This window comes from Pseudomonas sp. GL_091 (assembly GCF_057837725.1).
In genome coordinates this window covers 248,976-268,286 of the sequence record NZ_CM174451.1, presented here as the reverse complement: position 1 = coordinate 268,286, position 19,311 = coordinate 248,976, and the positions used below count along the sequence as shown (strand labels likewise).

19 protein-coding genes are annotated in these 19,311 nt (G+C 59.7%); 10 read left to right on the top strand and 9 right to left on the bottom strand.

Annotation, left to right across the window (positions count from 1 at the left end):
- Positions 1–34: 34 nt before the first annotated feature.
- A complete protein-coding gene (gene cysQ, locus AC3ITY_RS01205; RefSeq protein WP_489307196.1) occupies positions 35–862 on the bottom strand; it encodes a 3'(2'),5'-bisphosphate nucleotidase CysQ in 828 nt (275 codons plus the stop codon).
- Positions 859–1,425, bottom strand: coding sequence for an ADP compounds hydrolase NudE (gene nudE / locus AC3ITY_RS01200; protein ID WP_489307194.1), 567 nt, complete (start codon positions 1,423–1,425; stop codon positions 859–861). Before nudE ends, cysQ begins: the two co-directional genes overlap by 4 nt.
- Positions 1,426–1,513: 88 nt before the next feature.
- Between nudE and yrfG the strand changes: the two genes are divergently transcribed.
- Positions 1,514–2,176 (top strand): GMP/IMP nucleotidase, encoded by a 663-nt coding sequence (gene yrfG, locus AC3ITY_RS01195; RefSeq protein ID WP_150755608.1) that lies wholly within the window; start codon positions 1,514–1,516, stop codon positions 2,174–2,176.
- 128 nt (positions 2,177–2,304) lie between these two features.
- Here the strand turns inward: yrfG and lysM are convergent, their stop codons facing one another.
- Positions 2,305–2,745: a peptidoglycan-binding protein LysM gene (gene lysM / locus AC3ITY_RS01190; protein WP_223457418.1), complete on the bottom strand. Its 441-nt coding sequence runs from the start codon at positions 2,743–2,745 to the stop codon at positions 2,305–2,307.
- Positions 2,746–2,873: 128 nt separating this feature from the next.
- Between lysM and AC3ITY_RS01185 the strand changes: the two genes are divergently transcribed.
- The 4 genes from AC3ITY_RS01185 (at position 2,874) to AC3ITY_RS01170 (ending at position 7,811) form a co-directional block, all read left to right on the top strand.
- Positions 2,874–3,761, top strand: coding sequence for a LysR family transcriptional regulator (locus AC3ITY_RS01185; protein WP_489307193.1), 888 nt, complete (start codon positions 2,874–2,876; stop codon positions 3,759–3,761).
- A gap of 92 nt (positions 3,762–3,853) precedes the next feature.
- Positions 3,854–4,693: a formate dehydrogenase accessory sulfurtransferase FdhD gene (fdhD, locus tag AC3ITY_RS01180; protein WP_489307192.1), complete on the top strand. Its 840-nt coding sequence runs from the start codon at positions 3,854–3,856 to the stop codon at positions 4,691–4,693.
- A complete protein-coding gene (locus AC3ITY_RS01175) occupies positions 4,690–7,038 on the top strand; it encodes an FdhF/YdeP family oxidoreductase (protein WP_489307191.1) in 2,349 nt (782 codons plus the stop codon). Before fdhD ends, AC3ITY_RS01175 begins: the two co-directional genes overlap by 4 nt.
- Before the next feature lie 281 nt (positions 7,039–7,319).
- Positions 7,320–7,811 (top strand): glycine zipper domain-containing protein, encoded by a 492-nt coding sequence (locus tag AC3ITY_RS01170; RefSeq protein ID WP_489307189.1) that lies wholly within the window; start codon positions 7,320–7,322, stop codon positions 7,809–7,811.
- Positions 7,812–7,876: 65 nt separating this feature from the next.
- Here the strand turns inward: AC3ITY_RS01170 and AC3ITY_RS01165 are convergent, their stop codons facing one another.
- The 3 genes from AC3ITY_RS01165 to AC3ITY_RS01155 form a co-directional block, all read right to left on the bottom strand.
- Positions 7,877–8,299, bottom strand: a complete 423-nt coding sequence (locus tag AC3ITY_RS01165; RefSeq protein WP_489307187.1) for an acyl-CoA thioesterase — start codon at positions 8,297–8,299, stop codon at positions 7,877–7,879.
- A 176-nt stretch (positions 8,300–8,475) separates the two neighbouring features.
- Positions 8,476–9,702, bottom strand: coding sequence for a 3-hydroxyacyl-CoA dehydrogenase (locus AC3ITY_RS01160; RefSeq protein WP_489307186.1), 1,227 nt, complete (start codon positions 9,700–9,702; stop codon positions 8,476–8,478).
- A 216-nt stretch (positions 9,703–9,918) separates the two neighbouring features.
- Positions 9,919–11,853: a RecQ family ATP-dependent DNA helicase gene (locus AC3ITY_RS01155; RefSeq protein ID WP_489307184.1), complete on the bottom strand. Its 1,935-nt coding sequence runs from the start codon at positions 11,851–11,853 to the stop codon at positions 9,919–9,921.
- 540 nt (positions 11,854–12,393) lie between these two features.
- On the opposite strand from AC3ITY_RS01155, the gene AC3ITY_RS01150 reads away from it, so the two are divergent.
- The 5 genes from AC3ITY_RS01150 (at position 12,394) to AC3ITY_RS01130 (ending at position 15,709) form a co-directional block, all read left to right on the top strand.
- Positions 12,394–12,684 carry a hypothetical protein gene (locus AC3ITY_RS01150; protein WP_489307182.1) on the top strand — a complete coding sequence of 97 codons (291 nt, stop codon included), beginning with the start codon at positions 12,394–12,396 and terminating at the stop codon, positions 12,682–12,684.
- A 408-nt stretch (positions 12,685–13,092) separates the two neighbouring features.
- On the top strand, positions 13,093–13,389 hold the full coding sequence (locus AC3ITY_RS01145) for a hypothetical protein (protein ID WP_489307180.1): 297 nt from the start codon (positions 13,093–13,095) through the stop codon (positions 13,387–13,389).
- A gap of 204 nt (positions 13,390–13,593) precedes the next feature.
- On the top strand, positions 13,594–14,085 hold the full coding sequence (locus tag AC3ITY_RS01140; protein WP_489310744.1) for a helix-turn-helix domain-containing protein: 492 nt from the start codon (positions 13,594–13,596) through the stop codon (positions 14,083–14,085).
- Complete coding sequence (locus AC3ITY_RS01135) at positions 14,082–15,359, top strand: type II toxin-antitoxin system HipA family toxin (protein WP_489307179.1); 1,278 nt, start codon at positions 14,082–14,084, stop codon at positions 15,357–15,359. The genes AC3ITY_RS01140 and AC3ITY_RS01135 overlap by 4 nt, the downstream gene beginning before the upstream one ends.
- Positions 15,356–15,709 carry a DUF1493 family protein gene (locus AC3ITY_RS01130; RefSeq protein WP_489307177.1) on the top strand — a complete coding sequence of 118 codons (354 nt, stop codon included), beginning with the start codon at positions 15,356–15,358 and terminating at the stop codon, positions 15,707–15,709. Before AC3ITY_RS01135 ends, AC3ITY_RS01130 begins: the two co-directional genes overlap by 4 nt.
- Positions 15,710–15,805: 96 nt before the next feature.
- On the opposite strand, the gene AC3ITY_RS01125 is transcribed toward AC3ITY_RS01130, so the two are convergent.
- The 3 genes from AC3ITY_RS01125 to AC3ITY_RS01115 form a co-directional block, all read right to left on the bottom strand.
- Positions 15,806–17,347, bottom strand: coding sequence for a phosphoenolpyruvate carboxykinase (locus AC3ITY_RS01125; protein WP_150726442.1), 1,542 nt, complete (start codon positions 17,345–17,347; stop codon positions 15,806–15,808).
- Positions 17,348–17,527: 180 nt separating this feature from the next.
- Positions 17,528–18,430, bottom strand: a complete 903-nt coding sequence (hslO, locus tag AC3ITY_RS01120) for an Hsp33 family molecular chaperone HslO (RefSeq protein WP_095942248.1) — start codon at positions 18,428–18,430, stop codon at positions 17,528–17,530.
- Between the two features lie 363 nt (positions 18,431–18,793).
- Positions 18,794–19,201, bottom strand: a complete 408-nt coding sequence (locus tag AC3ITY_RS01115; protein WP_223457368.1) for an RNA-binding S4 domain-containing protein — start codon at positions 19,199–19,201, stop codon at positions 18,794–18,796.
- Positions 19,202–19,311: the final 110 nt, after the last annotated feature.

Genomic DNA, 19,311 nt, shown 5'->3' with positions numbered 1-19,311 from the left:
GAGCTTGCTCCCTCTCCACAAAAAGGTGTGAATCTCAGGACCGTGCCAGTTCCAACAACTTCTCCCGCCAAGCCGCCTTCGCCGGCAGCGCCAGAAAGAATGCGTTCAACAGCGACTCCCGCGCCGGATAGCTGAACGGCTCACCGCTCAACTCCAGCACTTCACCACCCGCGCCTTCCAGCACACCTTGCGCTGCCGCCGTGTCCCACTGGGAAGTCGGTGCCAGGCGCGGATAACAATCCGCCGCCCCTTCGGCCAGCAGGCAAAACTTCAGCGAACTGCCGATATTGGCCAGTTGCAGCTCGCCAAGGCTGGTGCTCAACCCGGCCAGCAAACGCTCTTGCTCCGGGCTCGAATGACGACGGCTGGCCACCACGGTGAACGACTCGCCGGGCGCTAACGCATCACGCACCTTGATCGCCACGGGCGTGCCACCTTTATCGCCACGCCAGGCGCCGAGTCCCGCACCACCGACGTAAAAACGCCCGTTGGTCGGCATCGACACTACACCGAACACCACCCGACCGTTTTCGATCAGAGCGATGTTGACGGTGAACTCTTCGCTACCGTTGATGAACTCCTTGGTGCCATCCAGCGGATCGACCAGCCACCAACGCTGCCATCCGGCCCGCAGGCTTTGGGGAATGTTGGCGTCCTCTTCGGAGAGCACCGGGATGCTCGGATCGAGCGCCGTTAGCCCGGCCAGAATCAGGTGGTGCGCGGCCAGGTCGGCAGCAGTCACTGGCGAGTCATCAGCCTTCGCCGTGACGGCCGTGCCTGTGCGCCAGAACGGCAGGATCGCATCACCGGCCTGCAAGGCCAGTTCAATGACCGGCGCCATCAACGGATGCGGGAAATTCATGGCTGGAACGCTCCGCGCTGAGTCAACAGGTCTCGGGCCAGGTACAGCGCCGCCAAGGCACGGCCTTCGGTAAATTGCGGGTTTTGTGCAAGCGCCGAGAGTTCACGCAGATTGACCTTGTCCACTCGCATCGGCTCTGGCTCGTCGCCTTCCAGACGCGCTTCGTAGAGGTCGGTGGCCAGCACCACTTGAATCTTCTGGCTCATGTAACCGGGGGACAGCGACAACTCGGTCAGGTGCTCCAGTTGCCGCGCGCCAAAACCGGCCTCTTCCTTGAGTTCACGCTCGGCTGCTGCCAACACGTCTTCGCCCGGCTCGATCAAACCCTTGGGCAATGACATTTCATATGCATCCGTGCCGCCGCAATACTCCTCGACCAGCACCGCATGCTCGGCATCGAGCATCGCCACGATCATCACCGCGCCGTATCCGGCACCCTTGCCGACCAGGCGTTCATAGGTGCGCTCCACGCCGTTGGAAAAGCGCAGCTTCAGCTCTTCCACGCAGAACAATCGACTGGTGGCGACAATTTCGCGGGCGAGTATGGTGGGTTTCTGGCGCATGCAAAGCTCCTTGGCGTGAACGCGCTACTATAACGCGGCTTTCCCGATTGTTTACGCCAGAAATCTTTCTACTGCCCGAGACGCTGCCATGCCTTCATTACCCTGGTCCGACATCGATACCGTTCTGCTGGACATGGACGGCACGCTGCTGGACCTGCATTTCGACAACCACTTCTGGATGGAGCACCTGCCCCAGCGTTACGCCGAACTGCACGGGGTCAGCCGGGCCATGGCCGAGATGGAATTGCAGCCTTTGTTCGAGCGCAATGCCGGCCAGTTGCAGTGGTACTGCCTGGACTTCTGGAGCGCCGAACTGAAGCTGTCGGTGCGCGATCTGAAACTGGAAACCGCGCACCTGATCGCCCTGCGCCCGGATGCCGACACCTTTCTGGCGGCGATCAAACGGGCCGGCAAGCGCGTGGTGCTGATCACCAATGCCCATCGGGATGCGCTGTCGTTGAAGCTGGAAAAAATCGAACTGGCGCCCTACTTCGAACGCTTGATCAGTTCCCATGACTACGGCTTCCCCAAGGAAAACCCGCAGTTCTGGGATGCGCTGCAAGCCGATATCGATTTCGATCCGGCGCGCAGCCTGTTCATCGACGACACCTTGCCGATCCTGCGCAGCGCACGGGACTTTGGCGTGGCGCATTTGCTGGCCGTGCGCGAGCCAGACAGCCGCAAGGGGCCGAAGGACACGGCGGAGTTTGCCGCTGTCGGGGACTATCGGGATTTGATTGCAGGACTTTGATACCGAGGCGTCTGCTTCGCGGGCAAGCCACGCTCCCACAGGATCTGCGTCGTTCGCATCCTTTGTGAACGGCTCAGATCCTGTGGGAGCGTGGCTTGCCCGCGATGGCCATCACGCGGTTTGACGACTTACTCAGGAATCCGCAACGACTGCCCCGGATAGATCTTGTCCGGGTGCGACAGCATCGGTTTGTTGGCTTCAAAAATCTTGTTGTACTGGTTGGCACTGCCATACACAGCCAAGGATATGGCGCTGAGGGTGTCGCCCTTTTTCACGACCACGAAGCGCGCGGCAGCAACGACAGGCCCGGTCACGGCAATCTGATCATCCACGCTGCCAACCCCGGCGATGTTGCCCACCGCCAGCAGGATTTTTTCCTTCTCTTCCTGACTCGCCACTTCACCGGTCACCGTGACCTTGTCACCCTCGACCGTCGCCTGCACATTCGGGTTGCCCAAGCCGACCTTGCTGATGTGCGCCTTCAATTGCTCACTGGCATTGGCGTTGCCTGGCGTCAGCAAATCCAGCAGTTTTTCGCCTGCTTCCTTCACAAAGCTCAAAAGACTCATGGTGCACTCTCCTTGGGTTTCGGATTCCAGACGCCAAAGCCTAGACCACGGTCGTCACTTACGAATCCAACCCGACCAATGACCCCGCATGCGATAGAATCCGCACCTTCCCACCCCTTGGAGCGCAGATGGACATCAAGCAGCTGAAATTCCTCATCGCGCTCGACGAAACCCGTCATTTCGGCCAGGCCGCCGCCCGCTGCCACATCACCCAGCCGACCCTGTCCATGCGCCTGCGCAGCCTCGAAGAAGAGCTCGACCTGCCACTGGTCAATCGCGGTCAGCGCTTCGAAGGCTTCACCGCGCCGGGCGAGCGTGTGCTCGCCTGGGCGCGCACCGTGCTGGCGGCCTACGACGGCTTATACGCCGAGGCGGCCGCCTGTCGCGGCAATCTGGTCGGTACGTTGCGGCTGGGTATGGTGCCGCTGTCGAGCTTCGATCCGCTGCCGCTGCTGCAACGCCTGCACGGAGAGCATCCGAACCTGCGTTTCGAACTCTCGGCACTGAGTTCCGAACAGATCCTCGAACAACTGGCGAACAATCGCCTGGACCTCGGTGTTTCCTACCTGGAACGCCTCGACACCGAACATTTCGACTCCCTGGCCTTCAGCGAAACCCGCATGGGCCTGCTCTACGACCAACGCTTCTTCACCTTTGGCGAAGCGCCATTGAGTTGGGAATCGTTGATCGAGCTGCCACTGGGCATGCTCACCAGCGGCATGCACTTTCGCCAGTCCATCGACCATAACTTCCATAGCCGTGGCCTCACCCCACAACCGTTGTTGCAGACCGACGCCGTCCATCAACTGTTACAAGCGGTGCACGGCGGCCTGTGTTGCGCCGTGATGCCACTGGACGGTGGCCTCGAAGGGCTGACCGAACACTTGCGCCTGCAACCGATCGAAAACGCCCAGACCCTCGGCCGCCTGGGGCTGATCATGCGTCGCAGCGCGCCACGCTCGGCCTTGGCTGAGGCCTGTTTCGCGATCTATCAACAATCATTGATCGGCGCTTGATCGACGGTATCTATCGGTAGATCAGTAATAGCGATTAGACGCGACAAGTTGCCACGCCTAGTCTTAATACAGATCCAACCGTCGGTGATGCCATGAACACCAAGCGCCCTGCATGCGCGGCGCCTGCCCTCGAAACGCCCGCGCCCGCCGCAAGCCAGACGTACAGCTATAGCAATCTCGAATACTCCGAATCGGCCAGCACCGCGCTGGCCGAGGAAGTCGCGCTGGCGATTGCCTACAACGGCATCAGCCAGGCGGTCATGCTGGTAACGCCCACGGACCTGGAAGATTTCATTGTCGGCTTCAGCCTGGGCAGCGGCATCATCCAGGACGCCACGGATATCTACGACCTGCAACTTAGCGGCTCGGGGTCGGCGCAATACGCACAAGTGACCATCGCCAACCGCGCCTTCTGGAACCTCAAGCAGCAGCGTCGGCAACTGGCCGGCACCAGCGGTTGCGGGTTGTGCGGTGTGGAAGCGGTCGAGCAGGCACTGCCGGACCTTCAGGTATTGCCCGGCGCCCCGTTGCCGCCGGTCGAATGGCTTGATGGCCTGCGCGAGCGCATCGGCGCCTTCCAGCCGTTGGGCCAACATTGCGGTGCGGTGCATGCCGCAGTGTTCATGAATGACAAGGGCGAGTTACTGCTCGGCCGCGAAGACATCGGCCGGCACAACGCCCTCGACAAACTGATCGGCGGGCTGATCCGGCAAAAAATCCCGACCGCTGGCGGCCTGGCGATTGTCACCAGCCGCTGCAGCCTCGAATTGATCCAGAAAGTCTTGCGCGCCGGCATCCAGACCCTGGTCAGCCTGTCGTCGCCCACGGGCCTTGCCGTGCAATGGGCCCGTCGCCACAACCTCAATCTCATCCATCTGCCACAGAAGAATGCACCGCGGGTCTACAGCCCAACGTTGGAGAATCAAGCGTGAGTCAACACCGTCAAGCCGATCAGAAACCCGTCCCTCGCTACAAGCCCTACAAAGGCGCGGCCGGTGGCTGGGGCGCACTGATCAGCGTGGCCCAGGCCTGGTTGACCAGCGACAACGCGCTGAAAAACCTGCGCATGATGCTCAAGACCAACAAGAACGGCGGCTTCGACTGCCCTGGTTGCGCCTGGGGCGATTCCCTGGAAGGCGGCATGGTGATGTTCTGCGAGAACGGCGCCAAGGCGGTGAACTGGGAAGCGACCAAACGCCGTGTCGATGCCGGATTCTTCGCCAAACACAGCGTCACTTCGCTGCTGGAGCAAAGCGACTATTGGCTCGAATATCAGGGCCGCCTGACCGAGCCGATGAGCTATGACGCCGAGACCGATCGCTACAAGCCGATCAGTTGGGACGCCGCATTCGCCCTGATCGCCAGGCATCTGAACGGCCTGTCGAGCCCCGATCAGGCCGAGTTCTACACCTCGGGCCGGGCCAGCAACGAAGCGGCGTACCTCTATCAGCTGTTCGTGCGCGCCTACGGCACCAACAACTTCCCTGACTGCTCGAACATGTGCCACGAGGCCAGCGGTGTCGCGATGTCGCAAAGCGTCGGGGTCGGCAAAGGCACCGTGACCTTCGACGACTTCGAACACGCCGATGCGATTTTCGTCTGGGGCCAGAACCCCGGCACCAACCACCCACGGATGCTCGAACCGCTGCGCGAAGCGGTGAAACGTGGCGCGCAAGTGGTTTGCATCAACCCGCTCAAGGAGCGTGGCCTGGAGCGCTTCCAGCATCCGCAGCACGCGATCGAAATGCTCACCAACGGCGACAAGCCGACCAACACCGCGTTCTTCCGCCCGGCCCTGGGTGGCGACATGGCGATCATGCGCGGCATGGCGAAATTCCTCCTGCTGTGGGAGCGCGACGCGCAGAAAACCGGTGCCCCGGCGGTGTTCGACCACGACTTCCTCAACGAGCACAGCGTCAACGTGCTGGATTACCTGGCCGTCATCGACGACACCTCGTGGGAGCAGATCGTCGAGCAGTCCGGCCTGAGCCTGGTGGAAATCGAGCAAGCCGCGCGCATGTACGCCAAAGGCAAGAACGTGATCATGTGCTGGGCCATGGGCATTACCCAGCACCGCCATTCGGTGGCGACCATCCAGGAAATCGCCAACCTGATGCTGCTGCGCGGCAACATCGGCCGGCCGGGTGCCGGCCTGTGCCCGGTGCGTGGTCACAGCAACGTGCAGGGCGACCGCACCATGGGCATCAACGAATGCCCTCCTGTTGCATTCCTCGATGCCTTGGAGCGTCGCTTCCAGTTCAAGGTGCCACGCGACAACGGCCACAACGTGGTCGAGGCGATTCATGCGATGGCTGAAGGCCGGGCGAAAGTCTTCATCGGCTTGGGCGGCAACTTCGCCCAAGCCACGCCGGACAGCCCACGCACGTTCCAGGCACTGCGAAACTGCGACCTGACCGTGCAGATCAGCACCAAGCTCAACCGCAGCCATTTGACCCACGGCAAGGACGCGCTGATCCTGCCGTGCCTGGGCCGCACCGACATTGATATCCAGACCGAAGGCCCGCAAGCGATAACCGTCGAAGACTCGTTCAGCATGGTCCACGCCTCCAATGGCCAGCTGCAGTCGCTGTCGAACCAGATGCGCTCGGAACCGGCGATCCTGGCCGGCATCGCTGCCGCGACCCTGGGCAACCACCCGGTGGACTGGAACTGGCTGGTAGCCGACTACAGCCGCATCCGCGACCTGATCGCCGAGACCATTCCCGGCTTCAAGGACTTCAACGAGAAGATCAAGAACCCTGGCGGCTTCTACCTGGGCAACAGTGCTGGCGCACGCAAGTGGAACACCGCCTCGGGCCGGGCCAATTTCCGCCCGAACGCGCTGCCCAAAGACCTGGTGCACGAACGCACCCGCGCCACCGGTGTGCTGCCGGACCTGATCATGCAATCAATGCGTTCCCACGATCAGTACAACACCACCATCTATGGCCTCAACGACCGTTATCGCGGCGTGAAGGGTCAGCGGGACGTGTTGTTCGTCAACGAAGCCGACATCATTCGCCTGGGCTTCAAGCCGGGGCAAAAGGCGGACATCGTTTCGCTCTGGGACGATGGCGTTGAACGTCGGGTAAAAGGCTTCACGCTGCTGGCGTTTGATATCCCGGCCGGGCAAGCGGCGGCCTACTATCCGGAAGTGAACCCGTTGGTGCCGCTGGAAAGCACCGGCGATGGCAGCCATACGCCGACGTCGAAGTTCGTGGCGATCCGGTTGGACGCGGCGAGTGAGACCGGGCTGATCATGGCCAGGTCGGCGTAACGCTTCGTCTGTGCCGGCCACTTCGCGAGCAAGCCCGCGAATACGGTAGATCAAACAACAAACTTTCCGGACCCTGCACTTTCCTTTCGCCCACAAAAAGGCCGTTTCCTCATGAAAACGACCTTTGCGAATAAGTAAAAGACCGGCAAAAAAACGTTAAGTTCCACCCAAAAAACAGTAACTTGCAATATTGTATACAGGTCGTGTTATTCGTCGGATTTCGATTGTCACGCCCATTCCAGAGCCTCAGGATCGCGCCGTCATCCCCTTGAGGTTCCTCCATGAAGTTCTCCTCGATTCTCTTGTTGTCCCTTGGCCTGGTCAGCGGTATTGCGTCTGCTGGCGGCACTACCGAAGCCGGCGTAGGCGGCGCATTGGGCGGGGTTTTAGGCTCGGTCGTCGGTCAGTCGTTAGGCGGCAGTACAGGTTCCACCATCGGCGCGGCCCTGGGTGGCGCGGGTGGTAGCGCCGTCGGCGCAAACAAACACAGCCGTGGCGAAGCAGCCATTGGCGGCGCGTTGGGTGCTGCAGGCGGTAACGTGGTCGGCCGCAGCTTGGGCGGCACCACCGGCAGCCTGATCGGCGCCGCAGCAGGCGGCGGCGCCGGTGGCGCGCTGGGTAACCACATGGGCAAAGAGTACGATAATGATGATGACGGCGATCGTCGTTACTATCGCGGCGATGGTGATCGTCGTTACTACCGTGACGGCCATCCGGGCCGCGGCCATGCCTATGGCCATCGCAAGCACCACCACAGGTATTACCGCGACTAAGGCCCCGAGCGCCTCGCTGGTGAGTACATCAAAAATCGCAGCCCAAGGGCTGCGATTTTTTTGCCTTACTGAACCACCAGACGCTCCAGCGCCCCGCGCAACCCTGCAGGAATCGCCACGGGTTGATTCGCCGCTCGATCGACAAACACATGCACGAAGCGCCCGGCCGCACAGGCTTCACCTTCCCCTTGCTTGAACACGGCCAGTTCGTATTGCACCGAGCTGTTGCCCAGCTTGCCCACCCGCAGACCGATCTCGATGCGATCCGGGAAGGCAATGGAAGCAAAGTAATCACAGGCCGAGCTCACCACGAACCCCACCACCTCACCATGATGGATATCCAGGCCGCCGACTTCGATCAGGTAAGTGTTCACCGCCGTATCGAAGAAGCTGTAGTAGGTAACGTTGTTGACGTGACCGTAGGCGTCGTTGTCGTGCCAGCGGGTGGTGATGAGCTGGAAATGCGGGTAGTCGGTGCGTTGGGGCATTGGCGTTGCTTCCTGGAGTTGGTTCGCCAAGTCTAAGGCGAATACCGCGTTATCGTTCTTCGCGAGCAAGCCCGCTCCCACATTTGATCATCGCCGAACACAAATTTTACAGGCCATGAAGTAACAGTGTGGGAGCGAGCCTGCTCGCGAAGGCGCCCTTGCAGGCGCCGCATCAGTCACTTGTCAGCGAAGCCCTTGCCAGCCGCCACCAGCTCACCAATCACCCGCGCCGGTTGCCAGTGATCGCCCTGACGCGTCTCAAGGTCCATCAAGCGCCGATGAATGTCCGCCAGCCCTTGCTGATCCGCCCAGGCCATCGGGCCGCCCTTGTCTGCCGGAAAACCGTAGCCGTTGAGGTAGACCAGATCGATATCGTGAGCCGACCCGGCGATGCCTTCCTGCAGTATCTTCGCGCCTTCGTTGACCAGTGCCAGCAAGCAGCGCTCGAGAATTTCTTCCGGGCCGATCTCGCGGCGCTGGAACCCCAGGCCTTCACTGACTTCCAGCACCAGCGCATCCACCTGTGGATCATGTTCGGCCTGACGACTGCCCGGTTCATAGTGGTAAAAACCGTTACCACTCTTCTGACCGAAACGTCCCTGCTCACACAAACGGTTATCCACCTGAACTTGCGGCGCATCCTGCCCGATACCGGATAACTGGCGCGCGCGCCATTGCAGGTCGACGCCCACCACATCGAACATGCGGAACGGCCCCATGGCGAAACCGAAGCCTTGCAGCGCTGCGTCCACCTGATAGGGATAAGCGCCTTCCAGCAGCATTTTTCGCGCTTCAAGCACATAGGTGTTGAGCATGCGGTTGCCGATGAAACCGTCGCAATTGCCCGACACCACATTGACCTTGCCCATGCGCTGGCCGAGCGCCAGCGCCGCGTCGAGCACAGCGGGCGCCGTTTGTGCACCGCGGACGATTTCCAGCAACTTCATGATGTGCGCCGGGCTGAAGAAGTGCAGGCCCAGTACTTGTTGCGGCCGGCGTGTGACCGCAGCAATGGCGTCGATATCCAGCGCCGAGGTATTGCTGGCCAGAATGGCTTCGGGTTTGAGCAGGTCATCGAGCTCGCGGAAGATTTTCTGCTTGAGCTCGAGGTTTTCGTACACCGCTTCGATGACCAGGTCGACATCGCGGATGGCCGTATAACTATCTGCCGCCGTAACGCGCGCGACACGGGCATCGGCTTCGCTCTGGTCAATTCGGCCCTGGCGCACGTTGTGGGCGTAGGTGTCCGCTACGGTGGCCAGCGCTTGCTCCAGCATTTGTGGATTATTGTCGACCCACTGCACGGCCACTCCGGCGTTGGCCAGGCACATGACAATGCCACGGCCCATGGTCCCCGCGCCGATGACGGCGGCGCGCTGAATATTCGACGGTGTCTGGCTCATGTTTTGTTCTCTTGTTGGCGATCCGAAGACAGCCATCACCATAGTCAGCCACTGGGTTTTTTTGAAATTTATTCCTGTGATGAGCAACATTCAGCGGATGGATGTGCCCCTGCGAGGCCCTGAGATTCCTGCTCGCGATATCGGTGTGCCAGTCGCCATCACTGTTGAATGTGCCGGCCTCATCGCGAGCAGGCTCGCTCCCACAAGGGTTGTGGTTCAGCCTGCCAGATGCCGCTGGGCCCACTCCCGCACCCCGGCATACGGATAATCCTCCAGCGCCGCAAACCCGGGAATCGACCGCGCCTTGAGCTTGGTGAACAACGGCACGCTGATCCCGCACAGAAACCGTGTCACGCGTTCAGCCGAGGGCAAGTTGCCCGTGTGCTGCTCGTGCCTGTGGATAAAACCGCCACACAGCGCCTCGAAATTCTTATCCACAAGGGCCGGCAACTCCGGTGGTGCCGGTAGCCGCGCCACTTGCCCATGACACACCGAACAATGTCCGCATTGCTGCGGTGCATTGTGGTCACCGAAATACTCGGCCAGGCGATAACCCAGGCAGCGGTCGGTGGCGAACAGGTCCAGCATCGCGTGAATCCGCGCGACCTCGGTGCGCTCATGCCGAGTGAAACAGCCGTGCAGTTCCTCGCCCAACGCGACGCTGTCGAACCCGCTTTGCAGCACGCTGTAGACCTCGGTCATCTGCTTGCTTTCCAGCTCCACCCAGCCCTTCTCCTGGAAATAATCCAGCGCCTTGACCACCCGACTGCGCTCGGCCTGATGCTGTTCGTACAACGCCTCGAAATTCACCGTGGCCCAGGTCCGTGCGCGGCTTGAGGTCTGGATGATCGCAGCGACAAAATCCCTGCGCTCGCCTTCGAAACGCGCCAATAGCACCTCGGGCTCCTGCACATACTTGAACCGGTACTCGGCGTAGTACGCGTAGCGCGGGGCGATCAGCCCGCGCAACTCGAGTTGCACCAGCAAGGTCTTGAGCGGCAACTGGCGAATATTGCTCTGATCGGCCAATGGCCCCAACAGAAACTCCCACTGCCCTTCGGTGGCTGCGGCATGCATCTCGTCAAGCACGCAACGGATACCATCCAGCTCGGGTGTGTCGCCGTAGACGAAGTTCTCCAGCACGTTGAGGCTGTCGCGGTTGGCCAACACCAGGCAGTCCGACGGCTGCCCGTCACGCCCGGCGCGGCCGATTTCCTGGCTGTAGTTTTCGATGGATTTGGGCAGGTCGAAATGCACCACGTTGCGGATGTCACTCTTGTCGATGCCCATGCCGAAAGCGATGGTGGCGACGATGCAATTGGACTGCCCGCCCATGAAGCGACGCTGGATCGCTTCCCGTTGCTCATGGGGCAACCCGGCGTGATAAGCCTCGGCCTGAATGCCGTTGCGGTTCAGGTGTTCAGCGATGTGCTCGGCGGTTTTCTGCAAGGTCACATAGACGATGCTCGGCTGGTCCGGACGCTGGCTCATCCACTCGACCAGACGCCGGCGCTTGTCCGCTCCGCGAACCGGCTCCACCAGCAAATTGAGGTTCGGGCGATAGAAACCGGTGGTCACCACATCGGCGGCGGCGATGGCGAACTTCGCCTGCATGTCGGCGATGACCTTGGGGGTCGCCGTAGCGGTCAGCAGCAACACCTGCGGGATGTTGAACTGGCGTTGATAGTCGGGAAGCTTGAGGTAGTCCGGGCGAAAGTTATGCCCCCATTCGGAAATGCAGTGCGCCTCGTCCACCACCAGCAACGAGATCGGTACTTGCTGCAAAAAATGCCGGAAGCGCTCGTTCTTCAGGCGTTCCACGGAGATCATCAAAATCTTCAGTTCGCCGGATTTTGCCCGGGCCATGACATCGCTGGCGTCATCGCGGCTCTGGGCCGAATCGATACTGCCCGCCGAGATGCCGTGGCGTTGCAGAAACGCCAGCTGATCCTGCATCAACGCCAGCAGCGGCGAGACCACCAGCGTCAGGTGCGGCAGCAACAGCGCCGGCAATTGGTAGCAAAGGGATTTGCCGGAACCGGTGGGGAAAATCGCCGCCGCCGAGCGCCCGGCCAGCACGGCACTGACGGCCGCCTCCTGACCGGGTCGAAATTGTGGATAACCGAAAACCTGTTCCAGGGTGTTGTGCATAAGCTGTCACTCCGTTGACCGCTGCGGAATCAAAAGCCTGACCGGCGATCGCAGCGAGTCGAGAAAAGGTCGGGGGCAAAAACGATAGGGGATGATACAGCGGATGATTCAAAGGGCTTGAGGAATCGGGTAACTGGCAGATCGCTTTCGCGAGCAGGCTCGCTCCCACATTTGATCTTCAACGCACAGGGTTCTGATGCTCAAACATAGATCAGTGTGGGAGCGAGCCTGCTCGCGAAGAGGCCAGCACACCCTCCGCAAAATTCGAATTACCCGACATTGTCCGAGGCCCCCTCTACCGAGATTTACGGCGAAGCGGCTGAAAACGCTGTAAGCATTTTTACCTCTCGCCATTCCACGTTGAAAACCCAGCACCAACGTGTAGTCCCCTTCCTCAAAATATGACAAAACCCTTACAAAGCCTGTCGATCTCAGCCGTCTTGTCCCGCAACGCCATACCCTCCTATAGTTTCCAGCGCGGCTGAAAACAGTGTCTCGGCCTGCCGGGAACACTTGCCGATTTCGCACAGGACCCACTCAATGAAAAAACCCGACTCGCTGACAACCCGCTACCACCCACTCAAGACCCGCTACAGCGAAACCCCGGTGCTGGTCATCGATACCGAGGCCGACCCCTTCGAGATCCTCGACGCCGCCCGACAACGCATCCGCGCCGCCAGCGACCTGCTCGAAACCCTTTATTGCACATGTTTCAAACAGGCCGAAGCGAGCGACATCCCCAAGATCGTCGGCGCTCTGTACCTCCTGACCCAGGACGGCAACGACCTGCTCGACATCGCCCGGCAGCGCTTGCCGAAATTCACCGGCTGAAAAACACCACATCCTCCTGTGGGAGCGAGCCTGCTCGCGAAGAACGATAACGCGGTGCACTGTGGATAAGTCTGTCAGCAACGACCTATGGAAGCTTCGGCAAGGTCCTACAAAACAAGACAACTTGTCGGCTATCGCCAGCCAGTGGCTCGAACATATAGTCCGGACTGTCGCTGCCAAATCAGCGGCTTGGGCTTGGTCACCCGAATGGAATACGCATTACCCTCCGTTGTATGCTGCCGGCACCTCTAGTGTCTGCACGCTATATGGTGGCTGTGTTTGGGACGCCTTCGAGCGTGCCGGGTATGCGTATGAATCCTCACCGGTTGACCAACCCGAACACAGTCGCCTCCCATCGCTTGGTCACGATGGAGGCGGCATTAATTGATGCATTTGAGGATAAATACAATGAATTCATGGAATCCGCTTACTGATCGCTACCGCCCACTCCACACCAACCTCACCGACACCCCGGCCCTGATCATCGACACAGAGGCCAACCCGCAAGACATCCTCGAAGCCGCCCTCCAGCGCATCCGGGCCTCCAGCGACCTGCTGCAAACCCTGCACTGCCAATGCTTCAAACACGGCGACCTCGAAGACATCCCGCACATCACCCACGCGCTCTACCTGCTGACCCAGGACGGCTGCGACCTGCTCAAGGTCGCCCAGCAACGCATGCTCAACTGGAAAGCCCCAGCCTGACGCCATTCATCAGAGCGATTAAGTGGAATTATTCCGGCTGTTTTAATATAAAACAGCTGGAATAATGGCAGTTAGAACGCATTCCTTAAGGAAGTCAGCGTCACGAGAAGGGTGTCTTTTTCAATGTCCCAATCGCAGCTCACCTTTTCATTTAAGTGCTATTATTCTGGCAGTTATAGCGCATTAATGAAGGAATATTGGCACATGGCCAAGAAGACAGCTCCACTCTTGCCCGCCGCTTCCAGACTACTTTCCGAGTTCGGCGAGCGACTGAAACTCGCTCGCCTACGCCGCAAACTCACCGCTAAACAAGTCGCTGAGAGGGCGGGCATGTCCCTGACAACCTTGCGCTCCCTGGAATCAGGTGGCTCAGGGGTGACCATCGGAGCCTACCTGTCTGTCATGCAAGTTCTGGGTCTGGAAAAAGACTTGAGCAAACTCGCGGCAGCCGATGAAGTGGGCCGTCAACTGCAGGACGCACAACTGAAATCCAGGACCACTTCCACCGCAGGCTCAAGCCAGCGAGTCCGCAGAACGAGTGCAGTGAAAAAAAATGCTCCAATACCTGAAAAAGGCACTGGAGTGACTGAAAGCGCCACCACAGCAGATCTATCCGCTGACTACCCCTTCAACACCCACTCACTTTCCAATCTGTTGACCAATAAAAAAACCAAGTCCACGACAGGTGAGAAATGACGCAAATTGCGGTGTATGCCGATTGGGAATCCTTGAATGGGCCCAGACGTCTCGGTTTCCTGCATGCCCGAAAGGCCCGCTCCTCAGAAGTCTTCGAGTTTGAGTACGACACTGCTGCGCTGGCAGATCCCGAGTTGAACTTCACACCCCTGGACCCCCGAATCGGGCTCTATGAAGGTCGTCAGTTCCCGGGGCAACATCAAAGCCGATTTGGCGTGTTCGCTGATTCAAGCCCGGATCGGTGGGGCCAATTACTGATGAAGCGACGACTGGAACGCGATATCCGCGACGGCTTGGCTGCCAAAGGCAGCAAGCTCCACGAGTCAGATTTCCTGTTAGGCGTACATGACCTCTATCGGGTCGGTGCGATCCGCTACAAACTCAATGACCAAGGCAACTTTCTCGATGATCGTGATGGCGTGGCCGCCCCACCCTTCATTGAGTTGCGGGCATTGGAACAAGCAAGCCGAGCTCTGGAAAACGATCCGGACAACACCGCACTCGATGGCCGCGAGTGGTTGAGAATGCTGATCGCACCTGGAGGCTCACTGGGTGGCGCCCGCCCCAAGGCAAGCGTTGCAGACGAGCACGGTCACTTGTGGATTGCCAAGTTCCCCAGCACCCGCGATGACTATGACATTGGCGCTTGGGAACTGGTGGTGAATGCCTTGGCCAATCATTGTGGCCTGCGAGTCGCGACCGGTATCGCCCGACGCTATGCCAGTGATCATCACTGCTTCATGGTCAAGCGCTTCGATCGCACTGAACGGGGTGGCCGACTGCACTTTGCCTCAGGCATGACCATGACTGATCGCGTTGACGGTGACGATGCCTCCGTCGGCGCGAGCTACCTTGAGTTAGCCGAAGTGCTAATGGAGCACGGCTCGCAAACCAACGCTGACCTTCGAGAGTTGTGGTCTCGGATTGTGTTCAACATCCTGGTCTCCAACATCGACGATCACCTGCGTAACCATGGTTTTATCCTTGATCCGGGTCGGGGATGGCGATTGTCTGCCGCCTATGACATGAACCCGGTGGCCCACGCCGACGGCTTGAAGCTCAACATCACAGATACCGATAACGCACTGGATCTGGAACTGGCCCGAGAAGTGGCGGAGTATTTTCGGGTCGGTCGTGCGGATGCAGAAAACATCATCGACAGCTTCAAAGAAGTTGTCAGCCAATGGCCAACGCTAGCAGGGGCTTTGGGGTTATCGAAACGTGAGCAGGATAATATGGCGCCTGCATTTCGATTAGCAGAGCCTAAGCAATGAACCTCGCCCCCAACCTCCCCGACGACCACTTGATGCAGCAACTCATGCAACTGCTGCATGAAGAACTCGGCTTCCCCGAACGCAAAGCCATCAGCCTCGGCACCTCGATCAACTTCGATTTGGGCTGCAAGGGTGTAGACGCCCGGCATTTGATCGAAACCCTGGAAGACCACTTCTCCATCGATTTCGTGGATTTCGACAGCTATCGCTATTTCCAGCCCGACGGCTTTGACTTGAATCTAAAGCGCAAAGCCAAGGGTCGCGGCGACAAGGTGCCATTGACCATCGGCATGCTCTACCGGGCCATCAAGGCCCAACGCTGGGACACGGATGAGCTCGAAGGTCTGTAACGGCCCGACGCATTCTGACTTGCCCGCGAAAAACTGAATTTTGCGCACAAAAAAGCCGCCCCTAGGGGCGGCTTTTTCGTTAGCTCAATCCAACACTTACAGCTTTGGACCCGCAGCCTTGATCGCGTCGCTCACTTCGAACTTCTTGAAGTTCTCGATGAACAGGCCGGCCAGTGCTTTGGCGGCTTCGTCGTAGGATGGCTTGTCGGCCCAGGTGTTGCGTGGGTTCAGCAGGCCAGTCTCAACGCCCGGTACGGCCACTGGCACGTCGAGGTTGATGGTGTCCAGGTGCTCGGTCTCGGTACCGATCAGCGCGCCGCTCTGGATCGCTGCGATCACGGCACGAGTGGTCGGGATGTTGAAGCGTTTGCCGACGCCGTAGCCACCGCCGGTCCAGCCGGTGTTGACCAGGTAGACCTTGGAGCCGAAGCCGCGGATGCGCTTGATCAGCAGCTCAGCGTATTCGCCGGCCGGACGCGGGAAGAACGGTGCGCCGAAGCAGGTGGAGAAGGTCGACTTGATGCCGCTGCCCGAACCCATTTCGGTCGAACCGACCAGAGCCGTGTAACCGGACAGGAAGTGGTAAGCCGCTTGTTCTTCGTTGAGGATCGACACTGGCGGCAGTACGCCGGTCAGGTCGCAGGTCAGGAAGATCACAGCGTTCGGCTCGCCACCGAGGTTCTTCTCGGAGCGCTTGGCAACGTGCTCCAGCGGGTAGGCGGCGCGGCTGTTCTGGGTCAGGCTGACATCGGCGTAGTCGGCGTGCTTGGCATCGTCGATAACGACGTTTTCCAATACCGCGCCGTGCTTGATGGCTTTCCAGATAACCGGCTCGTTCTTCTCGGACAGGTCGATGCACTTGGCATAGCAACCGCCTTCGATGTTGAACACAACGCCTTCGCCCCAGCCGTGCTCGTCGTCACCGATCAGGTAACGGCTTTCGTCGGCCGACAGGGTGGTCTTGCCGGTACCGGACAGACCGAAGAACAGGGTCACGTCGCCTTCTTCGCCGATGTTGGCGGCGCAGTGCATTGGCAGTACGTCGGCAGCCGGCAGCAGGAAGTTCTGCACCGAGAACATGGCTTTCTTCATTTCACCGGCGTAACGCATGCCGGCGATCAGCACTTTCTTCTGTGCGAAGTTGAGGATCACGCAGCCGTCGGAGTTGGTGCCGTCACGCTCTGGCACGCACTCGAAGTTGGCAACGTTGAGGACCTGCCACTCGTCACGACCCGCCGGGTTGTACTGAGCCGGGTTGATGAACAGGCAACGGCCGAACAGGTTCTGCCAGGCAGTCTGGGTGGTCATCTTCACGGCCAGGTAGTGCTCGGAAGCCGCACCTACATGCACGTGGGAAACGAAATGCTCTTGCGCGTTGTTGAATGCCTCAACGCGAGCCCACAGGGCGTCGAACTTGTCGGCCGGGAACTTGCGGTTGATCGGGCCCCAGGCGATGGCGGCCTGGGTGCTTGGCTCTTCAACGATGAAACGATCGACTGGCGAACGGCCGGTACGGTGACCGGTACGAACAACCAGTGCGCCGGTATCGGCAAGCTCGCCTTCACCGCGGTTGAGGGCTTCTTTAACCAGATCATCAACACTCAGATCGGTGTACACGGCATTGTTGGCTTGCGTCATGAGGTTCCCCGTCGGCCAGTGGCCGAGTGCTCCAAACGTTTTTGTAGTAGAAAGTCGTGCACTACTACCGCGAAAAAAGTGGGCCGGATTATGCCAGAAAAGCCCAAAAAGAGTAGGCCCCTCCTGTCGTAACGGCGTTAATCCGGCGCAAGGCAGTGAATTTACCTGCGCTGAACCGTTTTAGTGACGGGTATCTGACGGCGTCTCGATACCCGCGCCGGCGAACAATTGAGTGACATCCGCGGCGTCAAACAGGTAGCGCTGATTGCAGAACTGGCAATCGATTTCGATATTGCCACCGTGCTCGACCACCAATTGCTGCGCGTCTTCCATACCCAGACTGACCAGCGCATTGGCCGAACGTTCGCGCGAGCAACTGCAACGGAAGCGCAGCTTCTGCACATCGAACAGACGCACCTGCTCGTCGTGGTACAGGCGATGCAGCACGGTTTCGTTGTCCAGGCTCAACAGTTCATCGGCGGTCAGCGTACCGCCCAGGGTGGTGATGTGCTGCCAACTGGCGGCGCGTTCGTCTTCGTCTTTCAAACGGTCAGCCGGCAGTTGTTGCAGCAACAGGCCACGGGCACGACGACCATCGGCGCAGAGCTTGATGCGGGTGCCAATCTGCTGGGACATGACGAAGTAGTTGGTGAAGCAGTCGGACAACGTTTCGCCATCCAGATCGACGACGCCCTGGTAGCGTTGGCCCCGTTTCGGGTCGACGGTCAATGTCAGCGAGCCATCCGGCATCAAGTCAGCCAGGGTAGCGTCGGGGGCAATCCGGTCCGCCTCGTAACGGGCCAGGCCACGGATGTCGCGCTCGCTGGAGCACTCGATCATCAGCAGCGGGATCGGGCCTTCGGAGCGTGCCTGCAGAATCAGCAAGCCATCGAACTTCAACGTGCCGACCAGCAACGATGCGGCCGCCATCAGCTCGCCGAGCAGTTGCGCGACCGGCTGCGGGTAGGCGTGTTTGGCCAGGACTTCGGCGTAGCTGAGCTCCAACGAGACCAGTTCGCCACGGGTGTCGCTGTCATCGAAGATGAAGCGTTGGGTGAAGTCGTTATCCGCGTGATCGGTCATAGGTCTGGGTATCTGAATTAGTGAAAAAGGTTACAGGAAACAAGAAATTTACCCTGCGCCACCCCTCGGGTGCGCAACGTTCAGCCATGAAAGGCATTTTATGAACAATCCGGGCCTGATCCAAGCAAGGTGGAACAAGCGCTGATGGGTTTTGGGTCGTTTCCCGCCCCGCACTGCTGGCAATGTGGTTATGGCCTACAGGTCAGAGACTGTGTGTGATTTTCGACGAGCGGCGATATCGTCCATGCGATGCACTGCTGGCCAAGCACAGATATGGATGCGCAACGGGTCAATTGCAAGTCTTGGCCTTAAGACGCGGTGAGGCCGGGCGAGTACGCGGCACTCGCCCGAGAAATATCTGTATTAGTCGTCGTTACTGCTGCCACGAAACTTGAACAAGTCCCGCCGCTGTTTCTTGCTCGGCTTACCGTCGGTGCTCACGCCCAGGGCTCCGGCTTTTCTTTGCGCCGCGGCCTCTTCGCGTTTAGCGATGCTGGCCAGGGTTTCGGCATACAAGGTCTGCGCTTGCGGCGCGCCGCGGCGAACGATCGACAACGCCTGGACCACCACCGTGCGCTCCTCGAAACCGGTGCGGATCACAAACTCATCGCCGACCCGCGGCTCTTTACCCGGCTTGCAACGCTCGCCCCGGCAATGCACCTTGCCGCTTTCAATCGCCGCCTTGGCCAAGGCGCGGGTTTTGTAGAATCGTGCAGCCCACAACCATTTATCGAGGCGGACTTTGTCGTCCTCTTCGTTTTTTTGTGCCATGGAATTTCCTCATTCTGAAATATTGGTGAACTGTACTACCGTTTCTGTCGTACCAAGAATTACTCCATCCCGGACTACAATGCTGACATTCCATAACCTCCTTGCGAGAC